Annotated in this window: 14 protein-coding genes; 3 read left to right on the top strand and 11 right to left on the bottom strand. The window is 61.0% G+C overall.

Annotation, left to right across the window (positions count from 1 at the left end):
* Positions 1-394: 394 nt before the first annotated feature.
* The 6 genes from Q363_RS13570 to Q363_RS13545 all read right to left on the bottom strand — a co-directional run bounded on the left by Q363_RS13570 (position 395) and on the right by Q363_RS13545 (position 9,524).
* On the bottom strand, positions 395-2,452 hold the full coding sequence (locus tag Q363_RS13570; RefSeq protein WP_035350956.1) for an FUSC family protein: 2,058 nt from the start codon (positions 2,450-2,452) through the stop codon (positions 395-397).
* 14 nt (positions 2,453-2,466) lie between these two features.
* A complete protein-coding gene (locus Q363_RS13565) occupies positions 2,467-3,666 on the bottom strand; it encodes an efflux RND transporter periplasmic adaptor subunit (protein ID WP_035350954.1) in 1,200 nt (399 codons plus the stop codon).
* A 9-nt stretch (positions 3,667-3,675) separates the two neighbouring features.
* Positions 3,676-3,939 (bottom strand): YtcA family lipoprotein, encoded by a 264-nt coding sequence (locus Q363_RS13560; protein ID WP_035350951.1) that lies wholly within the window; start codon positions 3,937-3,939, stop codon positions 3,676-3,678.
* A complete protein-coding gene (locus Q363_RS13555; RefSeq protein ID WP_245632207.1) occupies positions 3,936-5,420 on the bottom strand; it encodes a TolC family protein in 1,485 nt (494 codons plus the stop codon). Before Q363_RS13555 ends, Q363_RS13560 begins: the two co-directional genes overlap by 4 nt.
* Before the next feature lie 554 nt (positions 5,421-5,974).
* On the bottom strand, positions 5,975-7,774 hold the full coding sequence (locus tag Q363_RS13550) for a glycoside hydrolase family 28 protein (protein ID WP_245632206.1): 1,800 nt from the start codon (positions 7,772-7,774) through the stop codon (positions 5,975-5,977).
* A gap of 127 nt (positions 7,775-7,901) precedes the next feature.
* Positions 7,902-9,524, bottom strand: coding sequence for an amidase (locus Q363_RS13545; RefSeq protein WP_245632205.1), 1,623 nt, complete (start codon positions 9,522-9,524; stop codon positions 7,902-7,904).
* A gap of 490 nt (positions 9,525-10,014) precedes the next feature.
* Here Q363_RS13545 and Q363_RS13535 point away from each other — a divergent pair, with 490 nt between their 5' ends.
* The gene (locus Q363_RS13535; protein ID WP_051978741.1) at positions 10,015-13,518 is read left to right on the top strand and encodes a TonB-dependent receptor; all 3,504 of its coding nucleotides are present in this window, start codon (positions 10,015-10,017) and stop codon (positions 13,516-13,518) included.
* Positions 13,519-13,591: 73 nt separating this feature from the next.
* The gene (locus Q363_RS13530; protein ID WP_035350946.1) at positions 13,592-15,121 is read left to right on the top strand and encodes a GH39 family glycosyl hydrolase; all 1,530 of its coding nucleotides are present in this window, start codon (positions 13,592-13,594) and stop codon (positions 15,119-15,121) included.
* Positions 15,122-15,127: 6 nt separating this feature from the next.
* Here the strand turns inward: Q363_RS13530 and Q363_RS13525 are convergent, their stop codons facing one another.
* From Q363_RS13525 to Q363_RS13515, 3 genes are read right to left on the bottom strand one after another with little or no spacing between them, the layout of a single operon-like run.
* Positions 15,128-18,124 carry a glycosyl hydrolase family 28-related protein gene (locus tag Q363_RS13525; RefSeq protein ID WP_245632204.1) on the bottom strand — a complete coding sequence of 999 codons (2,997 nt, stop codon included), beginning with the start codon at positions 18,122-18,124 and terminating at the stop codon, positions 15,128-15,130.
* 27 nt (positions 18,125-18,151) lie between these two features.
* Entirely contained in the window at positions 18,152-19,555 is a 1,404-nt protein-coding gene (locus Q363_RS13520) for a glycoside hydrolase family 30 protein (protein ID WP_035350943.1), read from the bottom strand.
* A 16-nt stretch (positions 19,556-19,571) separates the two neighbouring features.
* Positions 19,572-20,795 (bottom strand): glycoside hydrolase family 5 protein, encoded by a 1,224-nt coding sequence (locus Q363_RS13515; protein WP_035350940.1) that lies wholly within the window; start codon positions 20,793-20,795, stop codon positions 19,572-19,574.
* Positions 20,796-20,815: 20 nt separating this feature from the next.
* Between Q363_RS13515 and Q363_RS13510 the strand changes: the two genes are divergently transcribed.
* On the top strand, positions 20,816-22,189 hold the full coding sequence (locus Q363_RS13510) for a LacI family DNA-binding transcriptional regulator (protein WP_245632203.1): 1,374 nt from the start codon (positions 20,816-20,818) through the stop codon (positions 22,187-22,189).
* A 731-nt stretch (positions 22,190-22,920) separates the two neighbouring features.
* Here the strand turns inward: Q363_RS13510 and Q363_RS13500 are convergent.
* Positions 22,921-24,681 (bottom strand): CRTAC1 family protein, encoded by a 1,761-nt coding sequence (locus tag Q363_RS13500; protein ID WP_084080337.1) that lies wholly within the window; start codon positions 24,679-24,681, stop codon positions 22,921-22,923.
* Entirely contained in the window at positions 24,681-25,874 is a 1,194-nt protein-coding gene (locus Q363_RS13495; RefSeq protein ID WP_084080336.1) for a tetratricopeptide repeat protein, read from the bottom strand. Before Q363_RS13495 ends, Q363_RS13500 begins: the two co-directional genes overlap by 1 nt.
* Positions 25,875-25,911 lie beyond the last annotated feature (37 nt).

Below are 25,911 nucleotides of genomic sequence, written 5' to 3'. Positions count from 1 at the left end.
GTGTGCTCTCTTGTAGAAGACCAGGCGGTGGAATGTCAAGCATGTTAATGGGAATTAATTTGCTGTCGAATCCGCACCGGCAATCAACCCCACCAGAAAAATCTCGCAGGATAGCGATCTGCGGATAGCCATAAGCATATTTTTCTTAGGAATTCCTGGAACTCTCAGGATCAGGGCTTGACCGAGGCGGCCGTCCCGTATATTTATTTGTCAGCAGTCGTAGCTAATCCGGGTCCATTCGTACCGCAAACGCCGGCGTAACGCAGGGACCACTCTCCCCTGGCAAATGAAGAGAGCCGCCAAGTTACCGCATACGTCAATCCAGAATCCTTTGCACAGGCGGACACTCATGGAGCACTGCCTTTGCTGGAAACGCCTTGCCTCCAGCCAGGAGCTAAGGCTGCGTCCTAAGCTGAGCGACGATACCCTGGAGCTCATCGAAACGGGCGATCGAGTGCTGAACGTATTCACCGTATCGCGGATGAGTGAGCAGCGACGGATCGATCAACTCCGCTGGGCGAGCAACGGCGAAGTCTGTCTTATGGATCACCGTCTGGGCCATGGTCTCCATGCCATCCGCCAGCAGAGTACGCAACTGCTGAAGCGCAGGCTCCGTCAGAAAGTCCCGGTCTGCTTCGCGGTGCAGAACCGCGAACTGATTCCAGAACAAGGCGACCACCGTCAACGCGGCGCGAAGGATCGTCTCACCCGTATGTTGGTGCTGACGCCGGTCGACGCCGAACTCGTACACGATGACCGTGTTCATCGTCCGAATCCCAGCCATCGTCTTCCCTATCTGATCGCGAATGCTGTCTGCCTTACGAATAAGCTCGTCCGAGGTCTGGGCGGTCTGGGGAAGGCGGAGAAATTGGGCAACGCCCCGAAGAATGGTCGCGAGCGAAGCGCGCATTCCGGTCACCGTGCGCACGGGCCATAACTGGTCGAAGACGAACGCCATCACCACCAACGCAAGCAGGATACCCATGAAACGGTCGCGGGCAGGCGCGAGCTCCGTGGGAGCAGAGAAGCCCTCAAAGACCACCAGGTAAAACGAGAAGGCCATCTGTAGGCCAATGTAGTTGAAATGCGTCCCGCCACTCACCCACGCGGAAAGAAGAGCAACCGCAACGACCAGCACAACCAGCGACGTGATCGAGTCCATGTGCGGAAGAAGGAAGGCCGTCGCGCTAATCCCGAGAATCAGACCCCCGATGATCGATCCGACGACACGGAAGATGAGCTTCTGTTTCGTGGCTGCGCTCGTGCTGAGCCCGGTGATCATGACGGTCGTAACCGCAGTCGAGATGCCCGGCCACGCGATCGCCCAATAGATGATGTAGCAGACCGTCGCGCAGAGGCTGATCTTCAAGGCATAGGCAATGGTCTGGGGCTGACGGATGGCTCCGGGAACCAGAAGTGGAATCTTCACCGAAGGAAGCGCCACCAGCGTCTTCTCCGTGCCTGCGCGTCCCTCGATAGGCATATCGAGGATGGAGTGCATCATGCCCTCGACCCGCTCGAACAGCGAGGGATAGGCCGCGACGCGACGCTCCGTCAGCAGTTCCTGCCGGCGGTCCGGCGGAACGGCACCGGTGCTCATACAGCGGCAGAACTCAGCGATGTGCGCACAGCGCTGCCGGAGATCCGGATCGGAGACCGACGCATGCTGCCACCCAAATGCGGCCGAGAGATCCATCAGCTGCGCCAGCATGGTAATGCGCACTCTCGTGCCGATGGGAAGCGAGCCCGTGTCCAGGTTGCGTTCGACGATGGTGTTGTAGAGCCGCTGCATACCGCTCTGCCCTATCACGGCCAGACGCGAAACGCGAGTGACCGCCTGGCGGATCCGGGACGAGTCCGCTCCCTCGGCATACAGACGGAACATCTCCTCCAGTGCGCAGTAGCGCGTGATGCGCTCCCGCTGGAGATCCTCAGCAGGATGCCGGCTCGCGAAGATGTACTCCACTGCAACCACAGAACCAACAGAAATAGAGATGGACCCCAGCAGATACAGCATCTGCTTGACCAGCGTACCGGCCGGGTAGCTGGTCTCCCACAGTGCGATGAGCGTGCAGTAGATGAAGCCGAACGTCGAGCCAAGCGCCGGTAGCGTGCTCGACAACATGAACATCCCCGCTACAAACGTGACAATCACGACGCTGAGAACGCGCGCCATCGGATCGTTATCCGTCGCGATAACCACTCCCAGCGCTACCGCGACCGATGCGGCCAGCGCAAGAAGCGATAACAAGCCCGATCGGAAAGAGACAGCAGGAGAATCACGCCCGACAAGGAACACGAAGTACATGCTTAGCCCGAGGAAGGGCATGCGCAGTGTCATCAGCAGGAGCAGCGCGATCACCGAGGCGAGCACGATGCGCAGCGAACTATTCCAGCGACCGGGCGTGGGTTGGAGATCCTGCTGGAAGCGGTCAATCCACGCAGAAACCATCGTGGCCACGGTTGCTACCTCACGACAGTCACGGCGGTCTCGCCGATACGGAAGAGGTTCGGATCAGGGTCTTCGATGAGCACACGGACCGGGAAGCGCGCCGAGAGATGCACCCAGTTCAACGTGCGCTCAATATTGGGAAGGCCATTGGCCAGCTTGCCATCTTCAGGAAGCACGCCGAATCCTACGCTCTCGACCCTACCCTTAAAGCGCCGGTCGGGATGGCCCATCAGGTAAACGTCAACGGGCGCGCCGATGGGAATCTTCTTTAGCTTGGACTCCCGGTAGTTCGCGATGACATACCATTTGCGGGTGTCGATCAGCGTGAACATCGGCGTGCCCGGGTGAGCGTAAGCTCCGACAGAGATATTCATGCTCGTGACGTAGGCATCGAAGGGTGCGACGACGCGAGTCCACTCGAGATCGAGACGCGCACTGTCCACCTTCGCCGCCTTTGCAGGTCGCTGCGACTCCAGCGTCTCGATCCGGTCGATAGCATGGATGCTCTGGCTGAGCTTCGCCTGGGACTCAGCGGCCTGCGAGCCCGCCACCTCTTGGTGCAGCATGGCCTCGTCCAGCTGCGCCTGCGCCTGCGCCAGCGCAGCCTGGGCTGCGTCATAGTTCCCCTGCGAGACGCGCACCGCGGTATTGGCTTGATCGACCTGCTCCACCGTAACGTACTGTTTCTGAAGCAGCGGCTCGATGCGATGCAGATCATTCGTATCGAGCTTCAATTTCGCCTCGGCGGCAGCCGCCGCTGCCTTGGCGCGAGTAACGGCTGCGCGGGCTCCTTCGATATTGCTGCTGGCAGTCCGGATATTGGTCTTCGATGTCGACACCGCCGCGCCCGCAGCCTGAACGGCACTATTCTGCGCGGCAATGCGCCGCCCCAGATCGATGATCTGCTCCTCAAGCGCTTGCTGGTCAGAGAGCGCCTGCGAGAGAGCGTACTCGTAGGGCCGCGGATCGATGACGAAGAGAAGGTCGCCCTTCTTCACGTAAGCGTTGTCCTTGACCGGAAGCTCCACCAGGCGGCCGCTGACCTCCGGAGCAATCTCGATGTAGTTCGCCCACACACTGGCGTCGTCGGTGCGAGGCGAGCGGTTCACCTCATAAGCGACCAGCAGCAGAGCGATCGCGGCTGCGATCACTACGCCGAGAACGACCCGGCGCCCGGTTCGTCTGCGATTCGCGGTCTCCGTAGCGGTTTCCATAGGAGCTCCTTAGCGGAAGAAGATCAGCCACAACAAACAGCTGAGAAGAAGAACGACGGAAGGATAGAAAAGTGCGGCCGGTTCGACCACCGGCTCAAGCTGGCGTCGCAGGAGGAACACCCGCAGCAGCGACGTGAGCACGATCGAGATGATAAGGCAGACCATCCAGACTGGAAAAAACGAGCCGATGACATCGATCGCCGGCGCGCGTCCGCAACCGCTGCACAAGAGGCAGGCGCCGATGCCGAGAGAGTTTACTGCTGTTCTGTTCATCGCTGCCGGTCGTCCTGAGGTGGATTCGAAGAAGGTGGAGGTGCGGGAGATGGAGCCGGAACCGCAGGCGCCGACGGCGAGTTCGTCGTCGCCCGCGGGCCCGTCCGCAGAAGGTTGCCGGTAACAAACTCAAGATTGACCGCCTCAAGAAAAAGCTGCGATCGCGCCGAGACGCTCGAAAGCCGCGCCTGCGCCAGCTGCCGCTCGGCCGTCACCACATCGATCAGGTTCTTCACGCCGTACCGATACGCATCCAGCGAGGAGGAGTAGGACGCCGTCGCCGAGTCCAGCAGAGCCACCGCGGCCTGCTGCTTGCGAAGGGCGGTTCGAAAACCAATATAGGCCGTCCAGACCTCGCGCGTCGCCTGGTCGCGCTTCTCACGCATCGTTTCCTGAGCCTCGCGCTTCTTCGATTCAGCCCTGGCGACCTCATTCTTCCGTTCGCCTCCGTCAAAGAGCTTCCACCGGACGGAGAGCGCTGCAGCCCATGTCGGCTGACTCGCGTTGCCCAGTTGGCCGTAGTCCGCGGTCGGCCAGATCGAGGTCTGCGCCGCCGAGCCCTGCAGGACGATCTGCGGCCAGTAATCGGAACGAGCAGCGCGGATCGCATCATCCGTGGCGCGGATCTGGGCCGCCTGCGCAGCAAGGTCCGGGCGGTCGGCGATCGCCCGGTCGATCAGCACATCGATCGAAGCCGCCAGCTCTGACGGCAGCGGAGCGGAGTTCGCCGCGTCAATAACGACGTTGGGCGATGGCTCGACGCCAACAGCCTCAGTAAGAGCGACGCGCGCAACCTTCTCATCGCCATCGGCCGACTCGCGGTCGAAGACGGCCTGCGATGCCTCCGCACGAGCGTTGAGAACGTCGGGCAGCGTAGCCCTGCCGTTGCGTAACTGAAACTCAGCGGCATCGGCAGTCGTCTGCGCGGTCTTCAGCGTCGCCTCCGCAGCGGCCAACCGCTCCTGTTGCGTCAGCAGCTGGTAAAACGCACTGGCGACGCGAAAAGCCACCGTTTGATTGGCCTGGATGAAGTTCGCGCCGGCGGCCAGCTTCTCCGCCGTCGCGGCATCCACCTCGGCCCCGCGTCTGCCAAAGTCGAACAGCAGATACTCCAGCGAAACCTGGGGGACGACGCTGGGAATCTCGACCATCACATAGCCACGAGGCGCGATCGGCTTTGGAAACGGAGTGATGACCCGCTGATCGCCAAATACCGCTGCACCGGCCAGCAAGGGATAGTACGAGCTCTTGGCGATGCCGAGCTCATCGGCTCGCTGCCGTGCCCGCTCCCACCCAACCCGCGTGCTTGGGTTGTTGCGTTCGGCCAGATCAATCAACTCGGCCAGCGAATACGAATGCGTGGAGTCCAGCGGTACGACTTTGCCGAGCGGAACAGCATAGGCGGCACAATCGGCGGCGGCCTGCGGTGTTGAGGCGATGCCGCTGCATTGCCCCGCACCAGTCTGACGAAGACAGAGCATCAGGATCAGCACCGGAAGGTGCCAAAACCTCCCACGCGCGGAGCTTGCTGGGGAAGACCAGGCTCTGATGAGACTAGCCCGGTCCCGCACGTTCGCCCACATTTATAAGAACTGCCTCCTGAACAACGGATACCTAAATCATATACGCACTGAAAATCAGCGCATAAACCGCAAACTATCAGGATAAACCACCCGATAAAGTTACCCATTCCTTCAGAACGAATCCGCTGCAACAGCAGAATAGGACGTGCAGCAATTCACCCCTTTCGAGGTTCCTGATGACTCTGAAGGACGCCGTATGTGGAGCAGCACTTGTCTGCATAGCGATGCAAAAGGTACGTGGCCAGGACTTCACGCTCGAGCAGGGCGCTCAACGCGCCATTCGCCTCCATCTCGTAGTGACTCCACACTCAGGCTAATTCGCCTGGATGGAGAACAACGAGGCACGCAGAAACCTATGGCTGGCCAAGCGCGCGACGCTTCAGGACACCTCGTAGCCCGGCAGTTGACCGCCTGCAACAGCGACGACGGCCACAAGCCAGGACTGACTGACGCTATTGCCGCAGCTTCACCGAGCTCGCAACCGCGCCGTCCTTGAACGCAAGCACCGCCGACGACCTCGACAGATCGCCGCCATCGATCGTAATACACTCATTCTCAGCTCCCTCAAGCTGCAGAAACGCCGGTGACGGAGTAAGCACGCGAGTGCCGGTAAACAGCACATCGCGCGCAGCGGTGAAGCGCATCACAGACTCCGCCGAAGCGTTCCCCTGCACGCTCAGCGCACTGATCGCAGCATCCTCAACATGATCGAAGATCAGCGCAGGACGCAGGTCCGGCGTCGCCACCTGAAAGCGTACGTTATTCAGAGTGATGCCCCGCGAGTTGCGCGCATACAAACCATACGCTGGCATCGGCCCCAGCATGAAGTACTCGCCCGCGATCTGCGGCAAACTGCGCCGTGCCGCATCCTCCGCTGTCCCGCCACCTCCAAACGTCAGGTGGACGTTATCAAACGAGACATTCTCGATGATCGATCCTCCAACAGCACTCAGCGCAATGCACGACCGCCGCTCGCCCATGTTGTAGTTGCTCGTGAAGGTCGCGTCGCGAAGCTGCGGCGGATCGGTCGTCACCGTGCCATGGATATTGCTGAACGAAATATTGCGAACGATCGCAGGGTTCGACGGGTCCGCGGGCTCCGGCTCCGGATTGGCCTGCGTCTGCGTGCCCGAAACACCGGGAACCCGCTTCGCCGAAGGTCCCATGCTGATGTGGATCGGTCCGGTAACATCCTTCAGCACCAGGTTCGAAAACGACATGTTCTCGTAACGCGTCCCCGGTCTCCCATGAAACTTGATCGGGCATCCATACACCTCATAGAGAATGCAGTTGGAGACGGTAATGTTCTCCGCAACCCCGCCCCCAAACCGAAACACCGACCAGCGTGTGCTGAACACACAGTTCGTCACCGTCACGAACCTGCAGCTTCCAAACAGCGCACAGGCATCGTCCTGCGAGAGCACCGTGCAGTTCGTCACCGTCACATACTCCGCGCTGATGAAGTGAAACCCATCGTTGTTGCTGTTCACGCGGTCGTGAATGTAAAGCCCATCCATGTGAACGCGCTTGCTCTGAATCACGCGAATGCTGTGATACGCACAATCCAATAACGACAGATCGCGCACGACAAAGTCCTCGCAGCGATACACCAGTATCTGGTAAGGACGCTTATTCCCACCGATGCCGCTCGGCGGCGGTGTCCCGCGCACCACAGAATGAAACTGGCCTCCCTGCCCGTCGATCGTGCCCGGCCCTTCCACCGTGACATTCTTCGCATTCACCGCAAAGAACAGCGCCCAGTTGCCGTCCTCCAGCGTCGAGTCGCCGTGCAGCGGAATAGCATCCACCGCGTGATACTGCTTACCGTCAGAACTGCCCAGCACCTTCGCCCCTGCGGCGATACGCAGCGTAACGTTGCTCTTCAACTCGACCGTGCCAACAACAAAGGTTCCCGCCGGAACCAGCACCGTACCGCCGCCATCCTTCGTGCACGCATCAATCGCCGCCTGCAGCGCCGCAGTATCGAGCGCAACACCATCGCCCTTCGCCCCAAACGCCCGGACGTTGTACACGCGCGCCCCAAGATCGTTCACTGCAGCCGCCTTGGGCGCCGCAAACATCGTCTTCTCGCCCAGAATCCCCGCGCCCAACGCAGCCCCAACCGCCGGCAGCGTTACCTGCCCCAACCACTGGCGACGCGTCATCTGTGCCGATTCCAGCTTCAATGCAACCGAGTTCTCTTCCACAGCGATTAACCTCACAGGCGTGATGGCCACACTCAGCAGACGCATAACTGCGCCGCACTCGCTGCCATCGGCACCGAAAAAATGAATTCGCCTGAGTGTATGCGCCGCTTCGCTCCAGCGTCAAAATATTATTTCGCTGATTGAAATCCATCGCAGCCTATAAAAACATCCCTTACTTCTCCCCTTCCACCAGCTTCGGCAGGCGCCGGTTGTGCGTCGCCTGCTCATACGCATAGGCGTAGCCCAATAAGTCGCCGTCATGCCAGCGGACGCCGGAAATCTCGAGCCCAAACGGAAGCCCGTTCGCATAGAAGTCCCCAGGAACCGAGACCGCAGGCACCCCGATGCGGTTCACCCAGCCGGTCTCGCTGTACGGACCAGCCTTCGAAGCGCCCGGCAGCGTCTCGTCATATGTTGGAATCTGCAGCGCAGGATAGACGAAGCCATCCAGCTTCCACTTCTTCCGTGTCGCCTCATAGATCGCCAGCGCCTCTCTCTGCGGCCCGTAAAAGTTCTTCTCGCGATCAGGATCCGTCTCGATCTCTCGCTGCACCATTGCGCCCCCGCTGTCCTTGCCCGGCCGAACGCCGCCAACCATAAATGCAGGAAACGCCTCTCCCGTCGCAGCCTCGTACTCCGCCACCGAGTGATACTCCGCCGGACCAAAGTCGCGCAGAAAGAGATCAACACCCTCACGCCGATAAGGCTGCGTATTCATCCGCCGCACCGCAATGAAAAAGCTCTCCGGCAGAATCTCCTTGTCGATGATGACCGTCGCGCCCGCCGCCCGCATCTGCTCGATCGCCTTCATGAACGCAGCGCGCGTCTCCGGCACCACTCCCCCGGCCAGCGGAGGAGCATCCGGCTCTCCCCGATAGACCGTCGGCGACCCTTCAAGCACAAACCACGGCACCGCGAACCGCTTCCCCTTCAGCGCATCCTTCTTCAGATACCTCGCATACGGCGTCTTCTCCGCCTTCGCCGCCGATCCCTTCGTCCATGCATCCAGCGGATCCTCGCCCTGCATCACCTCCAGGGCAATCGCCGCGCTCGCCGTGTCCCGAGCCAGCGGCCCCGTGTTGTCGCGCAGCCAGTCCAGCGGATGAATTCCCGCAATGCTCGTAAGCCCTCGCGTCGGCAGGATTCCGACCAGGCTGTTGTTCGCCGCCGGCTGCCGAATCGAGTTCGCCGTATCCGTTCCTGTACCCAGCACGGCGAAGTTCGCAGCCACCGCAGTCGCAGTTCCTCCCGACGACCCGCCCGGGGAGAAGCGCACGTCATACGCATCCCCCGTGCGCCCTCCCGCCGTGCTGACATTCGTGTCGCTCGCCGCGAAGTCCGGCATGTTCGTCTGCCCCAGCAGAATCGCCCCTGCCGCGCGCAACCGCTCCACCACAAACGCATCGCGCGGCGCAACCAGTTGCTTACCCTCGATCGTGTAACCCTTCCACCCCGCGCTCGTCACCCACCCCTTCACGCTTGTATTTGCCTTGATGACGATCGGCACGCCCCACAGCACACCATGCCTGACCGACGCCGGCGCGGCATCCTCCTCAGCGGCACGCATCAGCGCCCCTTTGCCATCGACAAACAGCAGCGCCCGATACGTCCCGTCATACCGCGCAATGCGATCGAGGTACCACTGCGTCACCTGCGTCACAGTGTAGCGATGTTGCGCATACAGCTTGTGCAAGCCATCGACGGAGATCTCCATCAGGTCGCGATCGATGCCAGCCGCCTCCTGCTGCGGCCTCGCACACGGCGCAGCAGCGCACGCCATAACGGCCAGCAGCACTGCGCTCCAGGTGCCACGTCGAATGTCACTCTTTCGACAGACCTTACTCAATGCTGCCCCACAACCTCTCGCCACCTTCATTTCCACCTCGTCCAATCGAATCCTGCGCGGCCTGCCGTCGTATGCTCTCGACCAGCCTACCGCAGCACGCCTGTTTTCTGTTACTTACACCGCAACGAAAATTCTCGTCGCAGAGCTCTTACCCGACGAACAGTTTCTGCATCTCTGTATGTGAAGAATCCATGTCGGTTACGTCCGTGCAGCTCAAACGCGCGGAGGCTTCTAACAACACTGGTCGATTTTCCGAGCACGATCCGGTCTCTTAGGTTTGGTGAGAGTTGAGCCGCTTCAGGGCAGCCGTGCTGTTCCACGGCCCTCTGCGGCAACCTTCTGAGTCAGAAGACATTCCATAGCGAACGTCGCACTGACCCGAGACAGTCAACCCCGGAGTAGCGGCGTGAACGTTCGCCGCTCCCTTTCAGGAGCCGTGATGAAAACGAAGCAGACTTATCCCTTCTCAGCTTCTCCAGGATGTCTTCCCCGTCCCTTAATCTTCATCCTTCTTCTGGCGTGCTCGCTTCTTCCGGCGCCCTTCGCCAGCGCGCAATATCGCGCCGGACTCCAGGGCACCGTTACGGATGCCACCGGAGCCGTCATCCCCAACGCTTCGTTAACGATTGTCAGCAAGGAGACCAACCAATCCCAGACGGTCAGGACCGACAGCGCCGGAACCTACACCTTCAATCGCCTCGCGCCCGCACAGTACACCGTTACGGTCGAGGCCCCGGGCTTCGCCAAGCGAATCATCGACGTCGTCACCATCTCCGGTGAAACCATGCAGGGATTGAATGTCACCCTCGGCGCGGAAGCCGCCTCCCTGGCCATCACCGTCACCGACACCTCCCCCGAGATCAACACCGCCACCGCAACCATCTCCGGAACCATCACCGGCCAGGAGCTTCAGGCACTGCCCTCCTCCAATCGCGATCCCTACCAGTTGCTGCGCCTCGCGCCAGGCGCACTCGGCGACGGCTCCCAGACCGGCAGTGGCGGAACCTACTCCCTCCCCGGTAACGGCGGAATCGGCGGAAGCAGCGCCACCAGCAGTATCTTCAACGTCGAAAATCGTGCGCAGACCCAGGCCAACGGCGTTCGCACCTCCGGCAACTCCTTCCAGATCGACGGCAGCCAGGTCAACTCCCTCGCCTGGGGCGGCGGTGCAGTCATCACCCCGAACGAGGAGTCCGTCAAAGAGGTACAGACCCAGACGAGCCCCTACGACGCAACCTACGGCCGCAACAGCGGAGCCCAGGTCCTCGTCGTCTCCAAGAACGGCACCAACCAGTTCCACGGCAGCGCATTCATCAAATTCCATCGCCCCGGCCTCAACGCCTACCAGCGCTATAACGGCCCCGGATCAAGATCCAACGTCGACAACACAGGATCTCTTCAACGCGACAACAACCGGTTCAACCAGATCGGAGGCAGCATCGGCGGCCCCGTCTGGAAGGATCACATCTTCTTCTTCTTCTCCTATGAAGAGCTGCGCAACAGCGGCCGCACTCAGGCAACGAACTGGTATGAGACACCCGCCTACGATCAGCTGGTCGCGCAAACCAAGAATGGCGTCTCCGGCGCCATCGCCGGATATCCCGGAGAGAGCGTCAACTACGCCTCGATCGACGCCAATTCGAACTGCGCCTTTGTAAGTCTCAGCCCTGCTTATTGCCGCACCGTCCCCTACAGCGGAGGCACCGCGCTCGACCTCGGATCGCCGCTTCCAACGCCACTCGGCACAGCCGATCCGACCTACATCAGCAACGGACAGCCAGGCATCGGCGGCGGCTTCGACGGCGTTCCCGACGTCTTCCGCGTCAACGTCGTCAATCCCAGCAACAACACCAACCAGCAGTTCAACGGCCGCCTGGACTGGCAGCTCAATCCGCGAGACCTCATCGCCTACACCATCTACTGGGTCCCCACCACCAGCACCTTCGTCAACGGCCCCAACCGCACCGCCAATCTCTGGAACTCCAACCGCCTCGCCTACTCGCACGCCGCACTCTGGAACCACATCTTCACTCCGTCGCTGTTGAATGAGTTCCGCTTCAACGCCGTCCGCTGGTACTTCAACGAAGTGACCTCGAACCCACAGGAGCCCTTCGGCCTCCCGCAGGGACGCATCGACGACATGGGAGGCATCAGCAACTTCCAGTACTTCGGCGCACCCGGCCCGGGCAACTTCGCTCAGACCACCTACAACATCCGCGACACCATAACCAAGACCTTCGGCTCGCACAACATCCGTTTCGGCTTCGATGGCTATCGCGAGCTCGATAATGACATCCAGTCCTACGCCGCCATCCCCGCCTACACCTTCCGCAACCTGTGGAACTTCGCCAACGACGCCCCCTATCTGCAGAACGGATCCTTCGATCCCCTAACCGGAACCCCTACCTCCGCAGTCAAGTACATCCGCTCCAACATCTACGCCGGCTACGTGCAGGACGACTGGCGCGTCAACGCCAATCTCACCCTCAACCTCGGCCTGCGCTGGGAGTACTTCACGCCCATCACTGAAAAGAACGGCAACATCAGCAACATGATCCTCGGCACCGGAGCCCAGACACTCACCGGGGCCTACGTCGTCACCGGAGGCGACCTCTATAAGTCCAGTAAGAACAACTGGGGACCGCAGGTCGGATTTGCTTTCGTGCCCAATCCCGCCTCCACGCATCTGTTCGTCGTCCGCGGAGGCTTCGGCATCGCTTACAACCGCATGCAGGAGGCCATCACCCTCAACGGACGCGCCAATCCTCCGCTCGTCACCAACCTCAGCGCAACCTGCACCACCATCGCGCAGACGAATTGCCCCGGTGTCCTCTACGCCGCCTCCTCAAGTCCCACCAACATCAATGGCTATCCCCCCAACCCCGCCGCACAGGTCACCTTCGGTCCCAACGGCCTGCCCACAGGAGGAGCCCAGATCGGCGTCCAGGTCATCCAGAGCGACCTGCCCACACCGCTCACCTACAAGATGTCCCTCGGCGCCGAATACGCTCTCACTCCACGCTGGGTCCTCTCCCTCGGCTACCAGGGCAGCCTCTCGCGCCACTACACGCGCCAGAACAACCTCAACTGGATCTACTATCCCAATCTCAATCCAGCCATCAACTCCTTCAGCTACTACTCCAACGACGTCAGCGCCAGTTCGCACGCCTTTCTCGCGGAGGCCCGGCACACCCTCAGTCGAAACTTCACCCTCACTGGCCAATACCGCTACGGCAAGGTCATGGACAGCGGATCGCAGGACTACTACATCGATCAATACCCCTACGACAACCGCTTCGCCTACGGCCCCGCCGACTACGACATCACCCATAACATCAAACTCTTCGGCACCTACACGCTGAATCTCTTCCACAATAACAACCTCATGCGGTTCCTCTTCGGCGGCCTGCAGTTCAGCGGCATCCTGCAATACCACACCGGCTTCCCCTGGACGCCGATCTATGGCAACACCGGCGGCAACGTCGTCTACACCGGCAGCGGATACCGCAACCTGCGCCCAGGCGCCAAGATCGCCAGCGGCACAGGCGACACCGACAACGATACCTTCAAGCGTGACAACGGCCAGTTCCCCAACGGCGCTCTCAGCTACTACACCGTCCCATTTTACCCGGCCACAGGAGCCCCGCCGCCTCCAGGTGTAGGCCGCAACAGCCTCCGCGGCCCCCGCTATCTCGATACCGACATGGATGTCCAGAAGACCTTCGGCATTCCCAGCACTCGCATCTTTGGCGAAAGCGCCGGCCTCACCATTCGCGCCATGTTCTTCAACATCTTTAACAAGACCAACCTCACCCCCTTCAACACCGGCGACGCCAACACCCAGATCAGCACCAACGGCGTAACCAGCAACCCGCTCTTCAGCCAATCCAGCGGTGCCCTGGGTGCCCGCGTCATCGAGTTCCAGGCACGCTTCAGCTTCTAGCGCAAAACGTCTCACCAGCGAAGGGAGCGCAGCAGGTAGCGCTCCTTTCTTCGCATTCCCAACAGGAATCGCAATGCGCCTCCCATCGCTTCGACTCTGCTCTGTCCTCGTTCTTCTCCTTGCCTTCGTCATCGCTCCATCGCGCGCGCAGCAGCGCATCGAGATCGACGCCAGCGCCCCCACCACTGCCTTCCCGCACTTCTGGGAACAGATGTTCGGCTCCGGACGCGCCATCCTCTCCCTGCGCGAGAGCTACCGCAACGACCTCCGCGCCGTAAAGCAGGTCACCGACTTCCGCTACGTCCGCTTCCACGCCATCCTCCACGACGAGGTCGGCGTCTACAACGAGGACGAGCACGGCAACCCCGTCTACAACTTCGCCTATGTCGACCAGATCTACGACGGCCTCCTCGCCAACGGAGTCCGCCCCGTCGTCGAGATCAGCTTCATGCCCAAAAAGCTCGCCTTCAACCCCGACGCTCTCCATCCCTTCTGGTACAAACCCAACGTCTCACCGCCTAAGTCCTACGAGAAATGGGACGGCCTCATCACCGCGCTTGCCCGCAACCTCGTCGAGCGTTACGGCATCGACGAGGTCTCGCAGTGGTACTTCGAGGTCTGGAACGAGCCCAACATCGACTTCTGGGGAGGCATCCCGCGCCAGCGCAGCTACTTCGAGCTCTACGACCACACCGCCCGCGCCCTCAAATCCGTCAGCCCCCGACTCCGCGTCGGCGGCCCCGCCACCGCAGCCGCGCAGTGGGTCGACGCCTTCCTCAAGCACACCACCGACAACAACGTCCCCGTCGATTTCGTCTCCAGCCACGGCTACGCCGACGACACCGTCGAAAACATGTTCTCGCCCAGCGACAACGTCCCCGCCGACCTCTCCATGGAACAGCGCGTCTGCCGGGCCATCACCAAAGTCCGCAACCAGATGAAAGCCGCCGGCAAGCCCAACATGCCGCTCTTCTGGACGGAGTGGAACGTCCCCGGCCACGACGAATCCCGCGACACCACCTACGTCGGGCCCTCGCTCGCCAACACCATCCGCCAGTGCGACGGCGGCCTCGTTGACATGATGTCCTTCTGGACCTTCTCCGACGTCTTCGAAGAAGGCGGCCCCGGCCCGCGCCCCTTCATCGGCCAGTTCGGCCCGCGCGCCGAGTTCGGCATCAACAAGCCCAGCTACTACGGCTTCGCGCTCCTCCACCAGCTTGGCGACAAACGAATCGCCAACGCTTCACCCAACATCCTCGTCACGAAGAGCGCGGACGGCTCACTCGTCATCGCCACATGGAACCTCGTCGATCCCGCACCCGCCTCCCTCAGCCAAGCCCACTCCGAGAACATCACACTCGCCATCCGCAACGCGCCCCCTGCCGCACGCGCCACCATCCAGCGCGTGGACAACGAGCACGGCAACGTCCTCCCCAAATACGCCGCCATGGGTAAGCCCACCTACCCCACGCCCGCACAGGTCGAGCAACTCAACCGCGAGACAGCCCTGCCCCCACCTGAAGAAACACACCTCAACAACGGCCAGCTCACCCTCACGCTCGAGCCCAACGCCCTCGTCCTCGTCAAACTCTCCCCGCGCTAAACCGCGCTACAGCCCCTTAGCCCGCGTCTCCACGCTATACAGCGACGTCCTCGCAAGAATGTACAGCGTCTTCCCATCCTTGCCGCCAAACACCAGATCAATCGGCCGCTCCGGCACATCGATCCTGTCGATCAACTTGCCCGCCGAGCTGTACACATACACCTGGCCCGCAGCGATGTATACGTTCCCCTCCGCATCCTGCGCAACATTCTCGCCTCCGCACTCCGCAAACAGCTTCACGTCCGTCAGCGTCCCATCCGGCCCCACGTTCGCGGAATAAGTCTTCTGCTCGCTCTCATCGCTCACATAAAACGGCCTGCCCTCAACCGCCCTGCCCAGGCTGAATGCACGCAACACATCCGCCATCTTCGTCCCGTAGTACAGCGCCCCAGTCACAAAGTCCTCGCCCGCCGGAATATACGTACTCCCATCCGGCGAAACAAACTGATACAACTTCTGCGTCGGCACGGCCTTCACAAAATCGTTCTCATTCCGCCAGTAGTTCACGGGCAACACCGCCGTCATCCCAGGCCGCGCCGCCGTCTTCTGCGCCGCAATCAACGTCACATCCAGATCCCGCGCATCCGGCCTGAACCAGTACACCGTCCCCTTCCCCGCATACGACACCACCATCAGGTCCCCCGCCTTGTCGAACGCCAGCTGCACTGGATCCAACGGGCTGTCCCTCACAATCTCCGCCCTGCGCTCCTCCGGCAGCCACCGATAGATCCTCTGCCAGTGCGCATCAACAAAATACAACTGCCCCGCACCATCCACCGCCGCACCCGACACGTTATAGAACCCGCCCGTCAGCCGCTCCACCTTCGCCCCATCCGCCAGCACCGTCGATCGCTGCCCCGCGGGCCTCTCACCCACAACCGAAGCATCCACGCTCAGCGCAGCAAACTCCCGATTCCGAATCATCAGCGGCGAAGCCCCATCGATCACGAGCGAATTATCAAACGACACCTTGTTATCCCCATACACATGCACATTGCGAAAACGAATCCCCTTCGAGTCCGCCACATGAATCGCATTCAGAAACGGCTGATAGCTGCTCACCACACGATACCCGTGATAGTTCGCGACCGTGACGTTCTCCGAGTGCTCAATCCAAAGCGGCAGACAGAACGGCCCCTCGCCGCGCTCCTCCTCAGTCTGCAACGCGTAGATCTGCCAGTTCGCCGCATGATCCAGCATCACCTCGTTGCGAACATGATGTTCACTCGAAAGCTCATACACACGCCCCGGCGTCGTCGTGTTCGAGATCAACATCCCCGCCTGCGCAAACGTGCTCGGCGTCCAGATATTCGCGAACGTCCCTCCGCCGCCATCCGTCACCCAAAGGCTCGGATACTGCCCATCCCACCTGCGATTCAAATCCGTATCCGCCGTATGCGTGTTGTTGTAGATCGTCGCGAACGACACCCCCGGCAGCGTCGTTCCATGCCCGCCCAGAAACCGTACATCGTCCATCAGCGAGTCTTTCCCCGCCATCCACTTCGCACCCACAGCCCTGCTGTTGATGCCGTCCGTATACAAACCAATCCCCGTCACAATATTCGTGCCGCCCTTCGGAGTCTCCAGAAGCGCCTTCGGCGACCCGGGCCCCTGAAACGCCGCCGTCGTGTCCGGAATATCGAACTGCGTCGTCGTCGGATTCAGTCCGATCAGCACCGTATCCGGCCTTAATGTAATCGTATCGGTCACAATATATCGGCCACTCGGGACATAGATCGCACGATGCCCCGCAATCGCCCGCCTGATCGCAGCCGTGTCATCCGTCGTCCCATCGCCCTTCGCGCCCAGCTCCTGCAGATTCACCCACGTCTCCTGGGCCGGCAAAGCCGGAATATCCGAAGCCACCGCCGGCGGCATCGCACTCAGCGCCGTCGCATCGTAGCTCGTCTTCACCTCGCCCTGCGTAGCACCCGAGGCAAACGTCAGCCCATGCGTCAGCGCATTCACGCGATACATCTCACCGCGCCCCTCCACCTTCCTCCCGCTCTCACGAAACCCCACAAACACCGGCACGTGCCGGCACACGACTCCCTCAAGATTGATCTCCGTGCGCAATCCATTCTCGTTACTCACAATCACCGCAGGCCCGGAGATATCCTCAAACCGCGCGTCCTTCACCCACAACTCCTCCGCATACTTCGGATCGATTGAGATCGCCGTAGGCGTCTTGCTGATCTGCGCGCGAATCAGGGTCAGTCCCGCCTCATGCTCCTTGATCGCCGCCTCCCTCTGCCCCTCGAACGTCGCATCCAGCAGCGTAAACTGCCACCCCGGCGAAGGCTTCCGTGTCATAATGCCGTACTGCCCGCCGTAAAAATGCAAATCCTCCGCCTCGTTGCCGGCATCATGAATCCCCGCCAGCCCCGACCCGATATTAAAGTCCATGTGCGCCAAGTAGCAGTGCTGCGCCGCATGAAACCGAATCCCCACCGCCGCAGGATTCCCCTCTTCAATATCAAAATCAATATTGCTCACTGCCGAATAAAACGTCCCTGGATTCGCATCCGCAATCGCCGGATTCAGCGGCACCACTCCCTCCACCGGCCGCTGCGGCCTCCCCTGCCGCACCGGCGCGGCATTGTCTCGCGGACGATTCCCCGTAAACATCAGCATGTAACCCATCCCCTGCTGATAACCCGGCGTATTCTTGCCCAGCACAAACGCCGGACGATGCGCTCCCCACCCAATCAGCCGAACCCCCGGCCACAGAAACACCGTCTTCAAGATCCGATAACGCCCCTCCGGCACGAACACGATCCCCTGCCCCGTCGTCTCCTGCACCTTGTTGATCGCCTGCTGAATCGCATCCGTGTCATCGCCCACACCGTCGCCGTACAGCCCACCCTCATTGCGCACCAGGTAGACAGCCTTCTTATCCTCCATCCGCAGCCGATAGTACGAAGCAGACTCCGCCAACAACGAAACTGGCGCGGCAACCATCGCCGCACCAGCCATCACACACAACCATCCCTTCAAGCTCATGCCGTCCTCATCCTCTCTTCGCCATCCCTACCAGACATAGGTCCCGACTGCGCCCGCGCCCAGCGACGTCTTCAACGTCTTCCCATGAAACCGCACGCTGAACTCCGCCGACGACGTGCCCGTATTCGCAACCAGCAGCAACGTCTTTCCCTGCGGCGTCCGGAACGCCACATTCGGCAGCGCCTCCGAAGGTTCTGACCCAATTCGCACCGAGCCATCCGGAACAAACTTCGACACGTGCGCAATCACGTAGTACGCCACCAGCCGCGTCACGTTATTCCCATCGATCGTCAACGCGCCATAACACCCCGTGCATCCGCCCTCGTTCGTGTGCGGACCAGCCTGTGGGTCCGCCGCAAGATTCCAAAGCAGCACATTCCTGCTCCAGTGCCGCGTCGCGCCAATCACAATCCTCGCCACCGGTTTGGCAACATTCATCCCTCCATCGCCCCCAGGCCGCTCCGTCACCGACTGCTCCGTGAAGTAGAGATTCTTCTTCGGAAACGCATCATGCACCTGATCGAACGCCTCCACCGTGCCGCCGTACAGGTGGAACCCTGTCCCATCCACATACTTGTTCGCCTTCTTGTCTTTCAAAATCGCCAGCGGATACGCCGGATGATCCAGGTTGTGGTCATACAGCACAATCTTCGTCCTGATCCCCGCCTTCTTAAACGCCGGTCCCAGGTGGTTCGCAATAAAGTCCGCCTGCTCCGACTCCAGCATCAACATGCTCGGCGTGTTCTTCTCATTCAGCGGCTCGTTCTCAACCGTCAGCGCGTCGATCGTGATCCCCTCAGCCTTCATCCCCTCGATGTACTTCACCCAGTACAGCGCATACGCATCAAAGTACTCCGGCTTCAGCACGCCGCCCCTCGCCACACCCGTCGTCTTCATCCACAGCGGAGCCGACCACGGCGAAGCCAGAATCTTGATCTTCGGATTGATAGCCAGAATCTCCTTCAGCACCGGAATCACATCCGCCTTGTCCGGCTCCAGCGAGAACTTCTCCATCTTCACGTCCGTCTCGCCCTTCGGCAGGTCGTCGTACGAGTAGACGTGATCATTCATGTCCGAAGCCCCCACGCTGACCCGCAAGTAGCTCACGCCAATTCCATCGCCCTCCGTTGTAAACAGCTCCTTCAGCAGAGCCGCGCGCTTATCCGCGTCCATCTTCGCAATCAACTGCGCGCTCCCACCCGTCAGCGCAAACCCGAAGCCGTCCATCGTCTGGAACCTCTTCGTGTCGTCGACATCGATCACCATGCCGCTCGCCGCCTCGCCACCAAACGCAATCGCCGGCGACTGCAGCTTCAGCAGCGACGATCGATCCGGAGTCGTCAGCCACAGCGACGCCTCCTGCGCGCGCAGCACCATCGGCATCATCATCGCCGCCACAGCCAACATCACACCCGTCCTCTTCCAACTCATCTCACTCTCCCCAAGATCACTTCGTCACCGACACCGTCTTCAGTCCAAGCGCCTTCAGATACCCCTCATTCACGCGGCAGCGCTCGAGCTTAATGTTCTCCAGCAATCCTGCAAACGCCTTATCGATCAGCGCCTGCTCCGGCCGCTCCTTCAGCCGAGCCTCCGTCGCACCAACCGCGCGCGGCAGCTTCGCAAACGCCACAATCCTGTCCCACCCCTCCGGTGGCTCCACCGTCACCACCGCCGAGCTCTTCCCCATCTTCTTGTACGGCCAGAACGCCCACCCAATGTCGTTCTTCTCCAGCAGCTCTCGAAACTGCGTAATCCACTCATCCGTGTTCTCGCCCGACTCTCCCAGCCACAGCGGAACGCCGTACTTCTGGCGAAAATCCACGTAGCTCTGCACAGCCGGCTGCTCCACCTTCATCCAGTACTTGTGCAGCGAGTACGCCGTATCCTTATCGAACGGCGGCCCGAACACTCCAAAGTTCGTGTCCCACTGAGCCCCGCCCAGAAACAGGATGTGATTCCGATCCACCTCGCGCACAGCCGCAGTCAGCTTCTTATAAAGCGGCTCCAGCTCCCCGTTCAGCGGCCGCAGCGCGGGATAGTGCGGGATCGGTTCATTCAGCAGGTCATACCCCATCACCGTCCTGTTGTTCGCATAATGCTTCGCAATCCGCTGCCACACCGCCACCAGATGCGCCTGCTCCTTCGGGCTGTCGTACAGCCACGGATACCCATAGCTGTCATCGATGTTCGTTCCCGTCTGCCCACCCGGAGCGGCGTGCATGTCCAAAATCACATACAGCCCCTCCTGCCGCGACCACTCCACCACGCGGTCCAGCAGCTTGAACCCCTCGCTGTTCTCCGCCTCGAAAAACCTGTAGTGCAGCGGCACGCGCACCGAGTTGAACCCCGCCTCGTGCAGCAGATGAATATCCGCCTTCGTCACGTAGTTCTCGCGATACTGCTTCCAGAACTCCTCCGCCCTGTCCGGCCCGATCAGCTCCGTCACCAGCGCCTCAATCTCGCGCTCCGACTGCGGCCCTCCCTCGAAGAGCCACATGTAGCCCTCCGTCACCATCCAGTTCCCCAGACTTGTCCCCCGCAGCAGCACCGGCTTGCCACCTGCGTCCACAATCTCTCCACCCTGCGTATGCGCAAACTGCCCATACATCGGAAGCGAAGCCAGACTCAGCGCAATCCCAACCACTCCTAGCAGACGACGAACCCTCATTCCAACCCCATTCAGAAAAAATGCCCTACTTCGCAGCCACCCTCAAACGTCGCGGCATTCGAGTCCGTTCCCATCCAGAGATCGGACACACCCGTCTCCTCTTCGAAAACCAAGAGAACGCCCTCGAAGAAGTTGCTCCAACTCCGTGCTATCCCATCACTGGCAACGAGATTCCCGCGTCCCTCCAGCCGAACAAGTGTAGAAAAACGTTTGTCTCTCTGTCTATGAAGAAGTCCCTCATCGGTCACCCATCCGCCATCCTGCTGCCACTGTTGCTGCTACTGTTAAGAACACACACCACGTCTTCACCGCTTAAAGGGCGCTTTCTCATGCAAAAGCCACCTTCACCCCCATCCCGCCCTCGACACGTCAGCCTCAAGATGCTGGCCGAGTACCTCCATCTCAGCCCCTCCACCGTCTCCTTCGTCCTCAACAACACCCCCGGCCGCTCCATCCCCGAAGCCACCCGCGCCCGCGTCAAAGCCGCCGCCGAAAAGTTCAACTACCAGCCCAGCATGATCGCACGCACGCTGCAGGGCAAGCGCATGCAGACCATCGGCATCCTCCTCCCCGAGCTCGGCGAAGGCTACCACTCCCAGGTCCTCTCCGGAGTCGGCGACCTCCTCATGCGCATGGACTACTTCTACTTCACCGTCCACCACCGCCACCGCAAAGACCTCATCGAGGCCTATCCCAACCTCCTCCGCTCCCGCGGCGTCGACGGCATCCTCGCCATCGACACCCACCTCGAAGCTCCACCGCCGCTCCCTACCGTCACCGTTGCCGGCCACACCACCCTTCCCGGCGTCACCAACGTCCTCCTCGACGAAGAGCGCGCCGCGCACCTCTCCCTCTCGCACCTCCGCGATCTCGGCCACCACAAGATCGCCTTCATGCACGGCCAGCCCTTCAGCTCCGACTCCGACACTCGCTGGAACGCCACCCTTCGTGCCGCCAAAGAGCTCGGCGTCGAGATCCACAACGAGCTCATGATCTACCTCTCCAAGGACTCCCACTCCCCCGAGATCAGCTACCCCGGCATCCGCTCCCTCATCCAGAGCGGACGCCCCTTCACCGCCGTCCTCTGCTTCAACGACGTCTCCGCCATGGGAACCATCCGCGCCCTCCACGAGACCGGCCTCCGCGTCCCCGAAGACGTCTCCGTCCTCGGCTTCGACGACATCCAGTCCGCCGCCTACCAGGTCCCCTCCCTCACCACCATCCGCCAGCCCCTGCAGCAGATGGGCACCGCCGCCGCCGAACTCCTCCTCCAAAAACTCGCCGGCGACCCCATCCCCGACCTCGTCCAGGTCTCCCCCGAGCTCATCATCCGCGAATCCACCGCCCCTGCCCGCACCCTGCCAACCTCAAAGAAGCGGTCTCGCACAACCTAACATCCTCCGTCGCCTCCGCAACGCGACATGATTGGGGTTCTCCTGACCGGACCCCCACCGCCGCAAAAATTCCCTGCAAGGTTTTGCACCCACAAGACATCCCATCCCAACCACGATCACGTCTTTATGAGCAGCGGCACTTGGCGCACTCCAGCGCCCTCCCCGGTCTAGCAACAAAAACGACAGCGATGGGAGGTCCCTATGCTCCTCGTCCCCGTAGTGTTGTTTCGGGACGCCACAAGTGGCGAATACCTCGTGCCAAGACCGTCGCCAGGGCTCGAACTGCTGCAACCAGGTGACCACGTGGTGCTCTACAACGGCCGGAGGGTGACCGTAGTCCGAACCATCCGGCGCAGCCAGGACGAACTCCAGATCTTCTGCGAATGAACACCGCCCGCAGCGGAATCGACCGCCGAAATCCAGCCAAAAACGCTGTCAAGCCCCAGACTGCCGTTCCCAGGTAGCCGGAGAGCCCCAAACTGCACAAACATATAGCCTTACCCTCAACCCAGAAAACCGCCGCAAAGTGCCGATTAATTCCACCCGCTTCCGTAAAATAGAAGTAGAGACAAGAAGGGAAAAGGGCTGGAGGAATCCGGCCATATTTCTTTTAAAATCAACGGCTTGCGATGACTGCTGTTTATTTTCAATACTTTACACGGGAGACAAGCACAAAGTACCAACCTAACCCAAAATAATGGAATACTTTGCGCAAAATTAGGGGGAGGGGATTAGTACCTCGCAGGAGCTAGCGTCCCACCCTGCTTCAGCCGATAGAACCGGTCCGCCGCAACACCCTCAAAGCTCTGCGCGCTCCCATCCGGCCAGCGAACCTCGACCCTGTCGATCTTCGCCGCATCGCCCAGCCCGAAGTGCAGCCGCAGGTCGCTCTGCGAAAGATAGCTGCCGCCGCTCCGAACCTCGTCCATCTGCCGCGCCCCACCGGCATTAACGAACACCCGGGCATTCAACGCAAGCCGGTCCCCCGTCGAGCCCTCGAGTTCAAAGCTCACCCAGTGGTGCGCCGGATCGGGCCGGGCCTCAAGGATCATCGGCAAGCCCGTCAGGTTCTCGACCACAAGATCCAGCCGACCCCTGTTGAAGAGATCCCCCACCGCCAGCCCGCGACTCACCTGCGGAGCTGTCACCGCCAGCCCCATCCGCGCACTCACGTCCTTGAACGTGCCGTCGCGCTGATTCTGAAACACCAGCTTCGGCTCGCGATACGCCGTTCCCAGTTTCGCGTTATCCACCTGCGGATACACGTGGCCGTTCACCAGCACCAGGTCCAGCCACCCCGAGTTGTCCAGATCGACAAACGCATCGCCCCAGCCCACAAATGGCACCGTCGACCGCGCGATCCCCGCCGCATGCGAGACGTCCGTGAAGTTCAGGTTGCCGTCGTTGCGATAAAGCGTCATGTACTCGTCGCTGAAGTGGCTCACCGCAACGCTCATCCGCCCCGTGTGCATGAAGTCGCCCAGCGCGACTCCCATGTTCGCCTGCTCCACGCCGTCCTCGCTCACCGCAACGCCAGCGTCATAACCGATCTCCTTGAACCGTCCGCCACCCTCGTTGCGGTACAGATAGTTCGGCTCGCCGTCATTCGCAACAAACAAATCAATCTTCCCATCGTTGTCGAAGTCCGACCAGACCGCCCCCAGCCCGAAGAACCTCTTCGCATCGTCGACGCCAACCGTCTTCGCCAACTCGGTAAACGTCCCGTCGCCGTTGTTATGAAACAGCGTGTCTGGATAACCCTTCAACCCGCGCGGCCCGCACTGTACGGGAACATCATGATACTGGCACGTCTTCTTCGACCCGAACGTCGGCAGGTCCTTCAGGTCGAAGTCCACATAGTGCGGAACAAACAGATCTACAAACCCATCACCGTCATAGTCGCCAAACGTCACGCCCGTCGCCCAACCACTGTCTTTATCAAGCCCGCTCTGCTTCGTCACATCCGCAAACGTGCCGTCGCCGTTGTTCCGATACAGCACTACGCCGCCAAAGCAGCTCACCGCCAGATCGGGCCTGCCGTCGTTGTTGTAATCCCCTACCGCCGCGCCCATCGCCCAGCACGGATACTCCACGCCCGCTTTGTCCGTAACATCCGTAAACGTCCCGTCGTGGTTATTCCGATACAACGCACTCTTCACCTTCTTGCCCTCAAGCGCCATCGCAACACTCGGCGAGTTCGTAAAATAGATATCGAGCCACCCATCGCCGTCGTAGTCGATCAGCGCCACCCCACCGCCCATCGACTCCACAATGTACCTCTGCTCCGGACTCGCCAGATGCTCAAAGCGAATCCCCGTCGAGGACGTGATATCGACCAGCTGCGGATACCTTCCCGCCGGCGATCGCTGCGCCGCACTCGCTGCCCCCCGCGGTTTGGCGGGGGCCTGACGCTGCGCCTCAACAGCACTCGCAACCAAAAGCGAACCGAGCAGAACGATGGCGCCAAACCTGCTTCGAGAGCTCGAACTCATCACTCCTGCTTCGCCTCTTTCGCCGGCTCGTCGCTTTCGTTTTGAAGCCGCAGATCTTTATAGATCTTGCGCAGCTTCTCTTTCATGTCCTTGTACTTCTGGTACTCGGCAAGCTCGCGCTTCGCATCCTCCGGCCGATTCAGCTTCCGATACACCGCGCTCAACCGATAATGCGCCTGCACGTTCGTCGGGTCCGCAGCAACCACCTTCTCCAGCAGAGGCAGCGCCGACGCCGCATCGCCCTTCTCCGTAAACACCCGCGCCTGCCCCATCAGCGCGTCCGCATCGCTCGGAGCCGCCGTCAACGCCTGTTTGTAGTAGTTGGCCGCGCCGTCGAGGTTCCCCGCATCCGCCGACAGATCGCCCAGCTTCGTCAACGCCTTCTCATCCGAAGGATTCGCCGCAACCGCCAGTCTGTACTCCTTCTCCGCCTCCGCGCGCAGCTTCAGGCCCGGCGACGCATGCAGCGCCTCAGCCAGCTCATAGTGAATCCCCGGCAGATTCGGATTCGCCGCCACAGCCTTGCGATAGTTCGTAATCGCGCCGTTGATGTCCCGCTGCCGCACCAGCTCATGCGCCATAGCCTGATACATCTGCCCCGACTCAGGAGCCGCCACCGACAACCCCAACAACGCCTCCCCCGCCAAGTCCGTATAGATGCGATACGCCGCATACAGCACCCGCGGATCCGTAGGCGCTCCCTGCCGCAGCGTCTCCACCACCCCCGCCGCCTTCGCCAGTTCCCCCGACGCCGTATCGATTTCGATCAGCTCGAGCCCAACCTCCATGCGAACGTTCGCATCATCCAGCTTCGACACAACTGCTTCAAGATCGGCCCGCGCAGCATCCGTCTTGCCCAGCCGCCGCTCGCACAGCCCCAACAGCGCCTGAATCTTCGTCAAATCCGGCTGCTGCACCACCGCCGCACGAAGATGAGGTTCCGCCTCCGCATACTTCCTCTGAAAAAAGAGCAGCACGCCCAGATTCGCCCGAGCGTCCAGATTATTCGGATCGACAGCCAGCACCGCGGCGAACTCCTTCGCCGCAAGCTCGGGCTTCTTCTCACTCAAAAGCTGATGTGCTCTCTGCTGATGAACCCTTACCTGTTCGGCGGCAGAACCCCCACCCGACTGCGCCACAGCCGTGCCGGCAGCTCCTGCAACAAGCAACAAAAGAAGTACCAAAACCCTCATTCCACGACCATACACTGCTACCGCAAGGCAAGTTAAA

Source organism: Edaphobacter aggregans DSM 19364, from assembly GCF_000745965.1.
Taxonomy (GTDB): Bacteria; Acidobacteriota; Terriglobia; order Terriglobales; family Acidobacteriaceae; genus Edaphobacter; species Edaphobacter aggregans.
The sequence above is the reverse complement of the archived record's forward strand: the minus strand, read 5'-3'. Positions and strand labels throughout refer to the sequence as shown.

What these genes read in the sequence shown, in the direction of transcription:
- Q363_RS13570 (WP_035350956.1), bottom strand. Translation starts at nt 2,452, where the DNA reads ATGGTTTCTGCGTGGATTGACCGCTTCCAGCAGGATCTCCAACCCACG.
- Q363_RS13565 (WP_035350954.1), bottom strand. Translation starts at nt 3,666, where the DNA reads ATGGAAACCGCTACGGAGACCGCGAATCGCAGACGAACCGGGCGCCGG.
- Q363_RS13560 (WP_035350951.1), bottom strand. Translation starts at nt 3,939, where the DNA reads ATGAACAGAACAGCAGTAAACTCTCTCGGCATCGGCGCCTGCCTCTTG.
- Q363_RS13555 (WP_245632207.1), bottom strand. Translation starts at nt 5,420, where the DNA reads ATGCTCTGTCTTCGTCAGACTGGTGCGGGGCAATGCAGCGGCATCGCC.
- Q363_RS13550 (WP_245632206.1), bottom strand. Translation starts at nt 7,774, where the DNA reads ATGCGTCTGCTGAGTGTGGCCATCACGCCTGTGAGGTTAATCGCTGTG.
- Q363_RS13535 (WP_051978741.1), top strand. Translation starts at nt 10,015, where the DNA reads ATGAAAACGAAGCAGACTTATCCCTTCTCAGCTTCTCCAGGATGTCTT.
- Q363_RS13530 (WP_035350946.1), top strand. Translation starts at nt 13,592, where the DNA reads ATGCGCCTCCCATCGCTTCGACTCTGCTCTGTCCTCGTTCTTCTCCTT.
- Q363_RS13525 (WP_245632204.1), bottom strand. Translation starts at nt 18,124, where the DNA reads ATGAGCTTGAAGGGATGGTTGTGTGTGATGGCTGGTGCGGCGATGGTT.
- Q363_RS13520 (WP_035350943.1), bottom strand. Translation starts at nt 19,555, where the DNA reads ATGAGTTGGAAGAGGACGGGTGTGATGTTGGCTGTGGCGGCGATGATG.
- Q363_RS13515 (WP_035350940.1), bottom strand. Translation starts at nt 20,795, where the DNA reads ATGAGGGTTCGTCGTCTGCTAGGAGTGGTTGGGATTGCGCTGAGTCTG.
- Q363_RS13510 (WP_245632203.1), top strand. Translation starts at nt 20,816, where the DNA reads ATGCCCTACTTCGCAGCCACCCTCAAACGTCGCGGCATTCGAGTCCGT.
- Q363_RS13500 (WP_084080337.1), bottom strand. Translation starts at nt 24,681, where the DNA reads ATGAGTTCGAGCTCTCGAAGCAGGTTTGGCGCCATCGTTCTGCTCGGT.
- Q363_RS13495 (WP_084080336.1), bottom strand. Translation starts at nt 25,874, where the DNA reads ATGAGGGTTTTGGTACTTCTTTTGTTGCTTGTTGCAGGAGCTGCCGGC.